13 protein-coding genes are annotated in these 15,129 nt (G+C 40.4%); 8 read left to right on the top strand and 5 right to left on the bottom strand.

Annotated features, from left to right (window positions below; all coding sequences use genetic code 11):
• Positions 1–271 precede the first annotated feature (271 nt).
• Both P1K33_RS08290 and P1K33_RS08285 read left to right on the top strand, forming a co-directional pair.
• The gene (locus tag P1K33_RS08290; RefSeq protein ID WP_284652473.1) at positions 272–490 is read left to right on the top strand and encodes a helix-turn-helix transcriptional regulator; all 219 of its coding nucleotides are present in this window, start codon (positions 272–274) and stop codon (positions 488–490) included.
• Between the two features lie 25 nt (positions 491–515).
• Positions 516–1,235 carry a hypothetical protein gene (locus tag P1K33_RS08285; RefSeq protein WP_284652472.1) on the top strand — a complete coding sequence of 240 codons (720 nt, stop codon included), beginning with the start codon at positions 516–518 and terminating at the stop codon, positions 1,233–1,235.
• A 244-nt stretch (positions 1,236–1,479) separates the two neighbouring features.
• Here P1K33_RS08285 and P1K33_RS08280 read toward each other — a convergent pair whose 3' ends face one another.
• Positions 1,480–1,812 (bottom strand): hypothetical protein, encoded by a 333-nt coding sequence (locus P1K33_RS08280; RefSeq protein ID WP_284652470.1) that lies wholly within the window; start codon positions 1,810–1,812, stop codon positions 1,480–1,482.
• 366 nt (positions 1,813–2,178) lie between these two features.
• Between P1K33_RS08280 and P1K33_RS08275 the strand changes: the two genes are divergently transcribed.
• Entirely contained in the window at positions 2,179–2,427 is a 249-nt protein-coding gene (locus P1K33_RS08275; RefSeq protein WP_284652468.1) for a hypothetical protein, read from the top strand.
• A 161-nt stretch (positions 2,428–2,588) separates the two neighbouring features.
• Positions 2,589–5,906: a T9SS type B sorting domain-containing protein gene (locus tag P1K33_RS08270; RefSeq protein WP_284652467.1), complete on the top strand. Its 3,318-nt coding sequence runs from the start codon at positions 2,589–2,591 to the stop codon at positions 5,904–5,906.
• Positions 5,907–5,958: 52 nt separating this feature from the next.
• On the opposite strand, the gene P1K33_RS08265 is transcribed toward P1K33_RS08270, so the two are convergent.
• The 4 genes from P1K33_RS08265 to P1K33_RS08250 all read right to left on the bottom strand — a co-directional run bounded on the left by P1K33_RS08265 (position 5,959) and on the right by P1K33_RS08250 (position 12,260).
• Positions 5,959–6,507, bottom strand: a complete 549-nt coding sequence (locus P1K33_RS08265; protein WP_284652465.1) for a tetratricopeptide repeat protein — start codon at positions 6,505–6,507, stop codon at positions 5,959–5,961.
• Between the two features lie 24 nt (positions 6,508–6,531).
• Entirely contained in the window at positions 6,532–7,221 is a 690-nt protein-coding gene (gene prfH / locus P1K33_RS08260; protein ID WP_284652464.1) for a peptide chain release factor H, read from the bottom strand.
• Positions 7,222–7,233: 12 nt separating this feature from the next.
• Positions 7,234–8,625, bottom strand: coding sequence for an RtcB family protein (locus tag P1K33_RS08255; protein WP_284652463.1), 1,392 nt, complete (start codon positions 8,623–8,625; stop codon positions 7,234–7,236).
• Between the two features lie 446 nt (positions 8,626–9,071).
• Positions 9,072–12,260, bottom strand: coding sequence for a DUF2135 domain-containing protein (locus tag P1K33_RS08250; RefSeq protein WP_284652462.1), 3,189 nt, complete (start codon positions 12,258–12,260; stop codon positions 9,072–9,074).
• A gap of 187 nt (positions 12,261–12,447) precedes the next feature.
• On the opposite strand from P1K33_RS08250, the gene P1K33_RS08245 reads away from it, so the two are divergent.
• The 4 genes from P1K33_RS08245 to P1K33_RS08230 all read left to right on the top strand — a co-directional run bounded on the left by P1K33_RS08245 (position 12,448) and on the right by P1K33_RS08230 (position 15,056).
• Positions 12,448–12,957: a YybH family protein gene (locus P1K33_RS08245; protein ID WP_284652461.1), complete on the top strand. Its 510-nt coding sequence runs from the start codon at positions 12,448–12,450 to the stop codon at positions 12,955–12,957.
• Positions 12,958–13,123: 166 nt separating this feature from the next.
• Entirely contained in the window at positions 13,124–13,648 is a 525-nt protein-coding gene (locus P1K33_RS08240; protein WP_284652460.1) for a YybH family protein, read from the top strand.
• 73 nt (positions 13,649–13,721) lie between these two features.
• Complete coding sequence (locus P1K33_RS08235) at positions 13,722–13,925, top strand: DUF4287 domain-containing protein (RefSeq protein WP_284652459.1); 204 nt, start codon at positions 13,722–13,724, stop codon at positions 13,923–13,925.
• A gap of 3 nt (positions 13,926–13,928) precedes the next feature.
• A complete protein-coding gene (locus tag P1K33_RS08230) occupies positions 13,929–15,056 on the top strand; it encodes a methionine aminotransferase (protein ID WP_284652458.1) in 1,128 nt (375 codons plus the stop codon).
• The last annotated feature ends 73 nt before the right edge of the window (positions 15,057–15,129 follow it).

Genomic DNA, 15,129 nt, shown 5'->3' with positions numbered 1-15,129 from the left:
ACAGAAATCCATAAAAACCTCCCCAAAGTAATATATACCATTGAAACCGCCCTAGCCGCAGCCAAAGGTCAATCGCTTTAAGCCTGCTCCTACCACGCTAAATCTCCTTTCCAAACCCCCCTTAAAAATCCATTCCAATAAGGAATATATTTTCCTACAATTTATTTTGTAGTATAAATCACCTTTCTTAACTTGGCTTTAAATACCACAAGCAATTTATTTATTTATTAACCACAAATGGCATTTATAATAGCCCTTCCAATTATTGCATATGGTAGAAACAATCCTCAAAAAAATCATCATCAAACGTGTAGAAAAGAACCTATCCCAATACTACATGGCTGAACAACTAAAAATCACACAAGGCTATTACAGCAAAATCGAAAACGGTAAAAAAATGCCCAACTTAAAAACGGTACTCGATATCGCAATTATCCTCAACGTACATCCCACCGAACTATTTCCAGAACCAAAAACTCATAACTCATAATTCATAACTCCTAACTTTAAAAACCATGGCATCAACTTCTGAAACCGGTCACGCAAAGAACGTGGCCAACTTTGAAACCCTAATAACCTTTTGCACAGGTTATGGCGCAACCTATAACCCAACCAACAATGAACTCAAAATCAGCTCACTTCAAAGCACTTTTGATGAGGCCAAACTAAAACTCAAAGCCGTCAAAGACAGCAAAGGCCCGTTTGATATGGCTACCGGCGAAAGACAATTGCTGTTCAAACCGCTAAAACCATTAGCAACTCGTATAATCAATGTGATGATTGCCCAAAACGCAGCAGCGCCCAATGTCAAAGACGCCCGAACCATCATCCGCAAACTCACAGGCAAAAGAGCCGGAGAAACCACAATCACCACACCCGAAGAAAATCAAATATCAGTATCCCAACAAAGTTATGACCGTTTGGTCGACAGCTTCGAAGAATTAATTGTAGTCACTCAAAACGAACCTAACTACAACCCCAATGAAAACGAACTAAAAGTCGCTACCCTGCAGGACCTACTAACCCAACTGTCCGCATCAAACACCGCCGTAAGAAATGCCTATGTGCCCTACAGCAACGCCATCATCAGCCGAAATGATCATTTCTATGAAGGAGACACCGCCTTAGTAAACAAAGCCTTCGATGTCAAAAATTATATCAAAGCACTCTTCGGCGCAACGTCACCCCAATACCGACAAATCAGTAGCCTCGTCTTCAAACGCCCAAAAGAATAATCATCAAAATCAAATGCCTTTGATATTAAGAGGAGAATGTCCAGTGGACATTCGGTTTTAAGTGGCGGTATTCAGGCACTAGACTTCATTTTGCTTTACTTTATATCAATCAAATACCACCAAAAAGCTTTCTCCCGAAAGCTTTTTTTTATTGTCCATGAATAAAAAAAACATGTTAGTAAGCCCCTTTTACGCAGTGTAGATTTTAAAAGCCGTTAAAAAATTGCGAATCCTTGTAGAAATTTTAGGCTTTTAAAATCGGTTCCAATTTATCGGAAACACCTCGTAAAAGTGTCCTTTCTTTTGGTTCGTTTTCTTTGGACAAGCAAAGAAAATGAACAGAAATTAATATTGAACAACCTGCTGATAGTGTTGAAGAACCCGCCAAGAGTGTTAGAGCACCCGCACACAGTGTTAGAGCATCCGCACGCAGTGTTGAAGAATCCGCACGCAGTGTTGAACCACCCGCCATGAGTGTTGAAGTACCCGCACGCAGTGTTGAGATACCCGCCAAGAGTGTTGAAGCCTCCGCACACAGTGTTAAGCCATCTGCACGCAGTGTTGAAGAACCCGTCAAGAGTGTTAGACCACCCGCACAGAGTGTTGAAGCCTCCGCTCGCAGTTTTGGAATATCCTGATACAGTGTCTATAAACAATAAGTTCTTAGAAAAAAAAAACTTTTCGGGAGAATAGGTCTGAGCAAAGCTTCGAGATTCAGGTCCAAAGGATCGCGAAGTTTGCCAGACGGTTTTAAGCGCAGCTTAAAAATTCCTCCGAAAAGGGTCCTTTCTTTTGGTTCGTTTTCTTTGGACAAGCAAAGAAAATGAACAGAGATACCGAATGTCCGGTAATCATTATTCAAATTCAATTTTTATTAAAAAAAGCGAGCATTGTCTCAAGATTTATCGTAACTTGGTAAGCCTTAAACAATCACTGCCATACCATGATGATCAACGGAAAAAATAACGAGCCTATTGTACTGATTATCGTGACGAGTATCGTGGTGTATTCCATTATCCGTGGTAAAAAACTAGATTATCTTGGGCACCGCTGGAGACATCACATCATCAAGCCCTCAATGAAAGCCCTTCGCATGAAGTCTATTGTAGACCGCGAATTAAAAAAAACTTTATCAGACCACGCTACCTCAGCAGCAAAATCAACAAAACGGTTTTCGGCTTACTTTTTTTAACCTTTCAAGTAACAAAAGCCCCCTGTTTGCCACACAAACCATTATCCTTCTGAGTATAAAAAAACACAACAGCTTCACTTATTCATCTAAATTTCATACTTTTAGGCTTCCAATTGAAAGAAAATTAGCATTGGACTGAATCTCAGACATTTCTGAATGATATGAAAAAATGGTGCTACAGACTAATCCTTGTATTGCTTTGGCTTTGCCCGATGGCAGGTTTTAGCTTCTCCTTTTCTGTGGCCGTAACCCATGAAACCTGTCCCGGAAACGGCTCGGTAACCATGACCGTTTCAGGTGCGGATCCCGGTGGCTCCATCACCTATTTCGTTTACAAACTCCCTGAGCTGGTTACGCCTTTCGCTTCGGGACCGAGTAACATCGTAAACGGACTGACTGCCGGTACTTACCGCATCATTGCCAGAGAAACCGTAGGTTCAACTGTCACAACACAGCAACAGGACATTACCATAACCAGTTCGTTTGAACCGCTTGTCTATACCGTAGAGACTACTTATCCGCCCTGCTCCAGTACCAGTATTGTTACTGCTGTAGTAACCGAAGGAAATCCTGTCTCTTATGCCATAATTTCAGGACCTGCGACCTATCCGCCACAGGCATCCAATACCTTTTCAGGCTTGGCACCCGGAGTTTACCGAATGTCTGTCACCGACAGTTGCGGAAATGCTTTGGTACAGGCATTTACGGTACCACTTACTCCGCCACCTCTGACTGCCGGCGGTCCGGTTTTTAGTGACACTGCACCTCCATCATGTAATTTTCTGGTGGCTACCAATACCATATTGGCTGGAACGGGTACGGTAATCGCCTATCCTTTACAGGTCCTTTACACTTTATACCTTCCTGGAAATACCACAACTGTCAATATGGTTTTAAATTCGGGAAACCCAACATCACAGGAAATCTCACTAACAATTCCTTATGATGTCGATAATGATTATATCTATAGTATCACACTGACTGATGCCTGCGGCATAACTTATCCGCCAAACAACTTTATTGTAAACAACGATATTTTTGCCTCCGCAGAGGTAATCCCATTGCCCTGCAACAAACATTATGTAAATTTTGCTATCCAAAATTTTGTCGGCACCTTTTCAATGCAGTTTACAAGCGCACCAGCTGGTTTTGATCCTGTGACTTTTGACAGTAATTATCCGGGACCTTATACCCAATCTACACTTGTATATGGAAGCGAAGCTAATCCTATGCCCATTGGTGATTATGTGGTTACGATAACTGACCCTTGTGGTAAAACATTTGACTTAGAGTTTACAGTTGAAGATACGCCTCCCATAGTTAGTGCTACCGGAAGCAGTAATGGCTGTTTAAGCAATGATGGTCAAATATCAATCTCTGTTTCTAATACGGAACTCGCTACAGTCATCGTGATGTCTGCCCCGGCCGGCTATCCTTTTCCCTTGCCACATGATGTAACCGCTTCTATAAACAGTGCCGGTGCCTTGAGTTTAGCCCCGGTACCACAGGGCGATTACATCCTCTATGCTACTGATATATGCGGTAATGTTTACGACCCACTTCCGGTAAACGTTCCTCCCTATGAAAATATGGGAATCACGATTGATGTATTGCCGGGTTGTGCCAGAGGTTTTGCTTCCCTAAAGATAATTGGTAATAACGGTAGGCTTTTAACCGCAAAAATTACAGCGGCACCGGCAGCATATCCATTTCCGCTACCACATGATATTTCTAATAACATTTTGGCTACTGGTGAACTATACCTCTCCGATTTACCGGAAGGGAATTACACTTTCACAACAACTGACATTTGTAATTTTACTTCAAATAAATCACAAATGATTAACGGCTATACGGTAAACTCCAGTTCTTATTCATTGGTAGCCGATTGCGGAGTGTTTAATATACCGCTTCAATTTAACTCCAATCTGACCGGAAGCGAAACCTTTGTACTCCAAAAATTATTGGATGAAGCCACAGACACTTGGGGACATCCGATTACAGATGTTGTTTATCCCAATGGAACCATCCCTAATACTGCCAATTCCTATATATTGGTAAATAACGCCATCAATCCTGATCTTACTTTTACCGGTGTGTTCAGGATAGTGCATCTCTTCACCTCGTATAACAATGGAGTAGACATCAATGGCGGGCTGGTGACTTTTGAAAAAAAATGCGTCGAAATATTATCGCCTTACCTTACTTATACTGATGTTTTATCCATAGACGAGGTATATCGTATTCCCTGCTCCACTTCGGGTAATTTTGATGTACTGGTCACTACTACAGGTCAGCCACCGCTGCATTATTGGATAATTGAAAAAGACGGCGCTCCATTTGTAATAGACAACGGAAACTCAAATGTGTTCCTAAATTTAACCACAGGCATTTATAAGTTTAAGGTAGAAGACGCTTGTGGTAATAGCATTACCCGATCTTTCGACCTTTCTGATTTGGAAGAATTGGTTACCGTATTCCCGGCATGTGATATGCTTTATTGTACGCCAACCATAACCGGCAATGAGACTTTTGATTTGTCATCCCAGAACGCCGGTATATTAGGACCACAATCAACGGCGGACTATACCCTGTCCTATCATACTTCTCAGGCAGATGCCAACAGCAACAGCAACCCAATCACCAACATAACGGCTTTCAATCCGGTTAGCAGTACGCAAACCATTTACATCAGGCTTATTTTTAACCAATTGCCAAATTGTTACCAAACTGGTTCTTTTGACTTGATTACGGGACAAAACCCACGAATTAACCTGTTATCGGATTATGTCTCTTGTGCCGGACAACCCGTAGTCCTTAATGCTGCCAATGGCAATCTTCCGATTACTACCTACGCTTGGTCAGACGGTACAACCTTACCAAGCATAACCATTGGCGACGTTGGTACCACAACAGTAAATGTAACAGCAACCAATACTTATGGTAATTGTAATACAACGCCCTTAAGCTGTGTTACCACAAAAGATATTACGGTAAACATCGCCGAAGTACCCGAAATTGACCATATAGAATCACACGATTGGACCGATGATGAAAACAGCATTACGGTAGTCACAACTACACAGGGAGTTTTTGAATATTCCATTGATGGCATCACTTTTCAGGACAGTCCTTCCTTTACCAATTTAAGGCCCGGACTTTACACCGTTTATGTTCGTGATCCGGGAGGTTGCAGACTTGTAACTCAGATTATTTGGTTGCTTAATTACCCGCATTATTTCACGCCTAACGGAGATGGTGTTCATGAAACCTGGTATATAAAAAATTCGGAAAACGAACCTCATTTTCAGGTTTATATTTTTGACCGATATGGAAAACTCATCACTGGCTTCCCTTCAGGAACTGAAGGCTGGGATGGAACACTCAATGGAAAAATGTTATTTTCCGACGACTATTGGTTTGTGGTACACCGGGAAGATGGCAGAACGCACAAAGGCCATTTTACGCTGAAACGATAAAAAACAAAAGAGCGACAATTCACTTGTCGCTCTTTCTTTTAAGCAAACTGAATTACTTATTCTTCTTTCTTTTCGCTTTTTCATCCTTATCCTTTTTAGACTTGTCTTTTTTCTTTGGTTCCAACAATTCCTCTTTGGCTTTCAAACGTTTTTCAGTTTCCTCAATCTGATAGTCATTATCATTATTGGTCGCCAACAATTTAACTTCCTTCAACAACTCCAAAGCAGCTTTAATCTCTTTTTGTTTTTCCAAAAGGGTCACTTTTTTAAGCATAATTACTGCTTTGTCGATTCCTTTCAAAGTCAACGCAAAGTCAATTAACTTCATCGCTTCGTCCAAATCTTCATTCAAAAGCAAAGTCTCGATAAAGTAAGGATACACCACAACAGCATAGACATTGATAGCCAACGCCTCCTGAAAGAAACGCTTCGCTTCTTCATAGTCCTGCAATTGCTCGGCGTGTACTCTTCCGTACAAACACAAAGCCATGGTGCTTTTTTCATTATAGGCCAAAGCATAATCCAAAGATTCTATGGTTTCCACCAAAGAATATGGATAGTTGTCCAAAGCCTGAAAAAGGTATTTATCTACTGCTTTCATAACTGTAATTTATTATTCAGGCAATCATTCGTCATAATCGCCCAATTGTTGTTTTAATTTTTGCCGTTCCGATTTGTAGCCCTTGACTACTTTTTCTTTCTTGAAATCGGAACCTTTAAAGATTCGTGTTGGATTGCCACGCTCCACATTCAACTGGTTTTCCCATTGGTTATTGACCTGCTGCTTGACTTGTTCCAATTCAAATTCCTTGAATTTTTCAAGCAAACGTTCCGTCGCCAACTTTTTGTTTTGGTGCTGCGAACGCGAATCCATCGAAACTACGCTCAAGCCTGTCGGCACATGTATCGCTCTTATCGCCGAACTTACTTTATTCACATGTTGTCCGCCAGCTCCCGAACTTCGCATGGCTTGGTATTGAATGTCTTTTTCCGAAAGGATCTTTAACTGTAAAGTATCCGTTTCAAAAACACCGATAAACCAATTCTTTCTTTTGTGCATTTTCCTAAAGGTACTCTGGCCTATCCATTGGATGGTTCCTGTCCACGATGCTATAAAAGAATCCACTGATTTTCCTTTCAATAAAACCAGAGCCGAAGCTACAGTCCCATTTTCACTTCCGGTTTCGCGTTGCAAAACCGTTGCATCCAATTGACTCTCTTGCGCTTCTTCCAACACTTTCTTAAGTACCTGGGCCGCAACCCAAGTGCATTCTGCCGGTCCGCGACCGGCAGTTATCTGAATTATTTTTTCCATACTCTTAAGACTTTACTTGTCCATTCGGACAATTTTTGGTGTAAATGTTCCTAAGACAGTAACCAATTCTGTTTGCAAGGCCATCACTTTACGAATGTCTTTGTAAGCCATCGGTGCTTCATCCACATTGCCGCCTATCAATTGTACATCATTAGCCGCCAATTCTTTCTTGATTTGGCTTGGCGTAAAATTGGCTTTGCACTTGGCGCGCGAGAACAAACGTCCGGCACCGTGAGAAGCAGAATTCAGCGATTGCCCATTTCCTTTGCCCATCACCACAAAACCGGGTGTTGTCATCGAACCCGGAATGATTCCGAGTTGTCCTTGATAAGCCGGTGTTGCGCCTTTTCGGTGCACAATGCATTCTTTACCGTTGACCATTTCTTTCCAGGCAAAATTGTGGTGGTTTTCTATCGTTACCACGATTCGCTTTCCGAGAGCTTTGGCCACACGACGATGGATATCATCATGACAGGCTTTGGCATAATCTCCGGCCAAATTCATAGCCAACCAATATTCCTGACCGTCATGGGTATTCAAATCGAGCCAAGCCAATTGCTGAACGTGTTTTGGCAACGGACATTGTTTGGTTGCCAAATACGTATAATGCTTCGCTATATTGGCGCCCAATCCACGGGAACCACTGTGTGATAACACACAGAAATAACTTCCCGGTTCCAATTTCCATTCCGGCAGAACGGTTTCCAGTTCTACAATCCCAAATTCCACAAAATGGTTTCCGCCGCCTGAAGTTCCCAATTGCTTATAGGCTTTTGGCAACAATGCTTTTAACAGCGGAATGTTCTGAAACTCACTTCGGCTGAAGATTTCGTGATCGGCTTTTACCGCATGCACTTCAGTCATCCCGAACTTGGTGTGCTCTTTCAAAATCGCCTGCAATTGATGGTCTTTTCCTTTGATAAAAGATGCCGGCAAATCGAAAATCGACAAGCTCATTCGGCAACCGATATCTACGCCAACACCATACGGAATCACTGCGTTTTCTGTCGCTAAAACACCACCGATGGGCAACCCATAACCCGAATGTGCATCGGGCATCAAAGCACCAGCCACAGAAATCGGCAACTTTAAAGCGTCATACAATTGAAACTTTGCCTGTTGGTCAATTTCGTTTTCCCCAAATATGGAGAACGGCGCTCTGGTGGTTTGCAACTGGTGCATTCTCACCTGAACCGGATTGATTAAACCTTCTGCTACTTTGCCCCAGGTTCCATTGTTTTTATAGTTCTCAGGATGTAGTAAAACATCTTTGGCCTCATTGATAATACTGTCTTTTTTTTCTTTTTTACGGTATCTGCTGATTTGCCCTAAAGCAATATTGATACTGTTATTCTTTGGGAAGCCCAATTTGATCAGGTCTCTCCCGGTTAATTTATTTCCCATAAATTTTATAATTGTTTATTAAAATTTTGCAACGCCACTTAGCTCCAATCTGTAACGACAAGGCATAAATAACGATAGCGTCTCTCCTCCCGATTTGGGCTGAGTAATGAACGGTGTTCGGGAAATTTTTGTGTAGGGTCTAGAATAAATACAAAAAAGCCCGAAACTAAATGTCTTCGGGCTTTTTCATATATTGTTGAAGTTAATCTCTAAGATAGATATAAGCCACGAAGATGCGCTGCACCAGTTCCTACCGGTGTGAAGCTTTGTTTTAATGATTTGAATGCAAACATTTTTCTTCGTTTTAAATGATTATTAATTTTCGTTTGCAAATATTTAATTTAATTTTTTAAAAAACCTAATTTCTGACAAAATTTATTTTAAAAAACAAAAACAGCCCCGAAAAAATCCGGGACTGCTTTCATCATTTAACCACAATTACTTAACTATTCTATCGTTATTTCTGCCAAATTCTGATGCTCTTTTACTTTACCCAATTGGATGGTTTGCAAAGTTCTTTCGGTTACACCGGCTTTGGTTGTGTATATTTCAACCATCACTGTCGCCGGACCGTTTTCGGTTAAGGCGCTTTCGCCAAAATAATTGGTTTTAATAGTGTATTTACCTTTAACGGGATTTCTTAATAAATATTGTTCCGGACCGTAACCTTGTGTAAAATCTTTGGAGAATCTCGCACCGGCTTCGGTATCCCGATGGGCATAATAACACTCCTCACCTGTTGGTTCCACCACATGCAAATCGATATCGGTATCCATTTGGTTCCAGTTCAAAATGATGCGAACAGCTACCGGCATTTTGGTGACATATTTTTTGTCCAATTTGCCAATATCAATGCCTTTGTGCTCCGAAATCATTCGGTTGATGTCCATCAGAATAATGTCTTCCACACCTTCATACTGCCCACGCATTTCACCATAATAATTCACTTCCAATCCTTTGATCAATTCGTCAAAAGCGGCTTGATACTGTTTGTTATCTTCCAAAGTCAAAGCCAAATCGCGATGCGCCTGTGGCTCCTGAATTCTCCATTTGGCGACTTGATTGGCGGTATACAAGGCATCCTCATAAGCTTCCCATTGACGCAATACATAAGTCAGTGATTTATACAACTGGTGGTTCTCCAAACCTAAATCGGCTATGTTGCTCAACACCAATAAGGCCATCGCTTCGTTGTCATTGTCATAAAAATAATTGGCAACATCAAAATAAAAACTAGGATTGTCCTCCTGACCTTCGCGCAAATCCAAATACAGGCCATACTTTTTGTCTGCCGGTGCGACGCCCAAAGCTTTCAGATACACTCTGTCCGGACTCCAACGGTTGGCTTTTGCACCGTTAGACCATTCAGTAACAACAGTGTCGGCAATCACATTATTTTGGGTTAATCTCTGTGCTCCAGGCGCTTGTGCATTTGCTGATATCTTTAAACCCGAAACCTGACCGTTTACTGATGTAGATATTTCTTCGGTTTTAACAACCGTTGTAGAAAAAGCAAGACTTCTTTTTTCTTTTACCATTTCTTCATCGTCCTCATCTTTTCTATCGACACTACTTCTATAACCATCAATTACAACTTCCTCTAAATGCACACCATCTTTTAGTTGAACATTGACCACATTACTATTGCCAACTCTTACCTCTGACTTTTCATATCCTGTAAATGAAACCACTAATTTTTCTCCACGACTCGCATTAATGCTGTACCTGCCGTCAAAATCGGTTTGTGCGCTTCTGGTAGTACCTTTAACCACTATGCTTGCACCTGGTAAAGGACCGGTTCTGTCTGAAACTACACCTCGGATATTTCCGCTTTGTACACCAGCAGTTTTTGGGTTTTGAACTGGTTTTGGTTTCGGCGGACTAAATTTTACGTCTTTATTCCACCAAGCCAAAAGGGTTTCATAATAGTTGGCTACATTTTCCCAATTGCTGTATTTCTTAGCCTGAGCGTTGGCAATTTGTTGTTTTACCAATCGATCAAACTCGGGACGCAACTCTGCCGGTGGCACGATATCATATTGGATATAATCATTTAGATTCTCCAAAACAATTAACGAAGTGTTTTCAGTAACTATGCCGTATTTCTTTCCTAAAGTTTCAATTTCTTCTGCATGCTGCTTGTATTGCAATCCCAGATCGGCTATTTTTTTCTGTGCCCAAAGTTTCTCAATGCTTACGTCATCGGCTGCTTGCCTGTTGGCATTAATCACTATGGTTTTCTCCAAAATTGGTGTTTCATCATATCCAAAAAGCAAGGTTACTTCCTGTTCTTCTTTTAATGAAATACCTGCCAAACTGAAACTTCCGGAAACCGGCGTATCAACCATAGGATACATTTCAATGACCATATAATTGTCTTTTGTCCCAAGGAATTTCAGGCGTTGGAAAACCAATTTGCTCAAGGCATCTTCTACTTTCATTTCGTTCAGATTGATAAAAGCGCCACCGGTTTTTATCGCATTGTAATTCAGAAAAGCATAATCTGAAGAAACCAGTGAGGTAATCGTATAAATAGGTTTTTTGGTTGCGGCCAAAGTGTTGGCACTCAAAGACGACAAACCATCAGTAAAAAACAGATACTCATCATGAGAAGCCCATTTGATTTTGGAATAACGTGTTCCTCCATCATATTTAGTGGCTTTTAAAACTGTTTTCAAAGCTTCCCATTCGCCATTTTTAATATCGAAGACGGCTTTTTTATCAAAGTTATAACCCGAAAAATAAAGCGTGATTTCTACATTATTCAATCCTCTGAAATAGGCATCCATCAGTTCCAGTTCCTTTTTCAAATCGCGATGCCTGCAGCTCAAAGACACATCCCAAATCAGTCCGATGGAATTTGGATTTTTCTTGTGCCTTTTTTCTCCGTCAATGATGGTATTGGCATAAAAATAATGTTCGCTTCCCTTAGACTGCACAACCACACTTGGAATTTCTGTTCGGATTGGTATTGAAATCATCAGTTTGCCTTTTGGTTTATACTGGTTTCTTTTTATCGATGCCTGATAATCCTGGTTCATGTTTTCTAAAGCCAAAGTGCCTTCATCGGTAGTAACCGTCGGTGTCATCGCAGCACCAACAATGGATACATTCAGTTCAAAAACATCCAACTCGCGTGAAGCACTGCTCACCATTTGGTAACCCAAATGAGTGGCATCCAAACTACTTAATTCCTGTTCGTACCCAATAATCACAATGCGCTCTTTGCCCGGCATCAAAGGATAAATTCGGGTTCTGAAATTATTGCCTTCCACTTTTTCCAGCAATCCCGGATCGACTCTTCGGTGTTCAATGGCTTCAAAAACCTGTTTGCCTTTGTTTTTATTTACCGGAACGGCTTCGCGCATCTTTCCGTTGATATCAATGGCATAACGCGAAACAGAAACACCTTCGGGCAAAGGGAACAATAATTCGGCTTCCATTTGGCGATTAGTACCATTAAAAAAGTGCATTTCCGAAGTGGTATAAGTAATATTGCCTACGACTTTCACATTCACTTTCATCTGACTCATTCGCACCAGTAATGAGTCTTTGCCTTTTACATTCAATTGTGGATTTTGGGCCTGCATCAAACTACTGATGCACAACAATAAGACTAGGGTTAGATTTTTCATAAAATAGTATTTTTAGTGTCCTCGCAAAAACTGTTATAAGTGTATAGAGCATCTATTTTATAAAATGGTTGGAAAGGAAAAAAATAATAATTACACGATTCTGATTTTCAATAAATTATAAGTACATTTATCTACCCTAAATCTTGTGGAGTAACCTAAAATTATAAATCTTTAAACCAATAATTTTATGAAAAACAAGATTTTAAAAGGAATTACTTTAGGAATTATCGTGGCATTGGCCATTGCCTGTAATCCAAAAAAAGAAGAAGCACCGGCTGCCGAACCTGTTGCAGTTGACAAAGAACAAATCAAAACCGAATTACAAGCCATGGAAACTGCTTTTGCTGACGCCATGAATGCAGGCAAACCCGAAAGCATAGTCTATTATGCAGACGATGCGAAAAGTTTTGAGCAAAACGAAAAGCCATTGGTTGGGAAAGCCGCCATTGATGCCAAATTAGCGAAAGAGGTAAGCGAAGGTCCAAAAGGAACCAAAGTGACTTTTACAGCCAATGAAGTATTTCCTTCCAGCGATGGAAATCTGGTAGTTGAACTGGGAAGCTATAAAGTAGCAGATACAACCAATACAACTAAATACAGCGGAAATTACATGGCGCTATTCGAAAAAAGAGATGGCAAATATGTTTGTGTTCGCGATATGGGTGCTTCCGATATGCCCAAAGAAGAAAAAAAATAGACAATACTCATTTAGGGAATTAGAGCACTTCTGCAAAGAGGTGCTTTTTTTATGTTAATCAAATAAAAAAAGATGCAAAATTTTCAGAATTATGCAAATTATCACTACTTTTATAACACCCCAGTCACGCTCTCTAACAAAATTTAGTAACCAAAACCAATAATTTATGAAAAACAAGATGTTAAAAGGTATCGTTCTTAGTATGGTATCACTACTTTTTTTTGCTTGTAAGCCCAAAACAGAAGAAGTAGTTGTGGATAAAGAACAAATTAAAAATGAAATTCAAAGCATTGAAAACAAAATGGCAGAATTGTTTAACGATCGTAACGTAAACGCTTCAGAATATTATGCCGATGACGCAACTAGTTTCTCTCAAAACAAACCACCTTTAGTTGGTAAAGCAGCTATAGAAAAGTCGATTAAGGATGACTTGGCTAATTTCCCGGAAGGATATCAAATTGCTTTTGTAGTGAATGAAATATTCCCTTCTGACAATGCCAATCAGGTTGTGGAAATTGGAAACTACAGAGTGTCAGATGCTGGTGGTAACGCACTTTATACCGGAAACTACATTGCTGTTTTTGAAAAAAGAGATGGAAAATATGTTTGTATCCGCGACATGTCGGCTTCAGACAGACCAAGATTAGAAAGCAAAAAAGAATTGGCAGCCGAAACAGAAAAAAAAGAATAACAACAAAATTTATATAGGTTTAAAAAGCACTTCCAATCGAAGTGCTTTTTTTATACTTTTACAAAAAAACACAATGAAAAAGGAATATTGGGACGTGTCTGACGAACAGGTCATCGAAAAAACCGGCAAAAAAATTGACGATTGGATTCAAATTCTGACTGCTTTTGATGCCAAAAACAAAAAATCAAACGATGTTGTTGCCCATTTGCAAAACGACTACAGTGTTCCTCGGTATTGGGCCAGAACATTAACCACCTTATTTTTAAAATCAGCTTAATTGATGTCCAAACTTCCACATATTGGCACAAGCATTTTTACGGTAATGTCACAAATGGCAACCGAACACCAGGCCATTAATTTATCTCAGGGCTTTCCCAATTTCCCGGTTGACGAACGATTGACTGCGATACTTTCGAGGCTTACCAAAGAAAATGTCCACCAATATACGCCGATGAGCGGTTTGCCTTCATTATTGGAAAAAATTGCAGTTTTGACCCGGCAATCCTATGGAAGAACCATTACTCCTACAACTGAAATCCTCATCACAGCCGGTGCTACCGAAGGCATTTTCGCTACGATTCAGGCATTGGTCAAAGCCAACGAAGAAGTCATCATCCTCGACCCAAGTTACGATTGTTATGAAGCGCCTATTTTATTAAGCAATGCCAAACCGATAAGGGTTTCACTCAACAATGATTTTACACCCAATTGGGAAGTGATTTTCGCAGCAACCAATGAAAAAACCAAACTTATCATCATCAACAATCCGCACAATCCAACCGGAAAAATGTGGACTCCAACTGATTTTGACCAATTGGAAAAACTGCTAGATTCCTATCCAAACCTTTTGGTACTTTCAGACGAAGTGTATGAATACATTACTTTTGAGCAACCCCATATTTCGGTGCATCACCATACCAAACTTTGGAACCGTAGCATTTCGGTTTCTTCCTTCGGGAAGTCATTTCATATTACAGGCTGGAAAATCGGTTATGTGATTGCGCCGGAACACCTCATGAGGGAAATTAAAAAAGTGCATCAGTTTTTGGTGTTTAGTGTGAGCAGCATTGCCCAACATGCGCTCAATGAATATATAGATTTGGTTGATGTAAAGGCTTTGGGACAATTTTACCAACAGAAAAGAGACTTTTTCCAAAGTTTAATTAAAGACACCAAATTAGAACTTCTACCCTGTGAAGGCACTTATTTCCAAGTGGCTTCCTATGCTAATATCAGTGATGAAAACGATTTGGATTTTACCAAAAGACTGGTGACCGAATTGGGCGTAGCCACCATTCCGATTTCAATATTCTATGCCAATGGCAATGATAACCAATGCATTCGATTTTGTTTTGCCAAAGATGATGTCACCCTTCAAAAAGCAGCCGAACGATTGATGAAACTCTAAAAAATCCGGACATGTATACTATATGTCAACCTGATTTTTACTAAGTAAACTCAAAAAAATCTATTTTTGAGGC

The organism is Flavobacterium terrisoli, from assembly GCF_030167905.1.
Lineage (GTDB): Bacteria > Bacteroidota > Bacteroidia > Flavobacteriales > Flavobacteriaceae > Flavobacterium > Flavobacterium terrisoli.
This window is presented reverse-complemented; position numbering and strand designations above follow the sequence as displayed.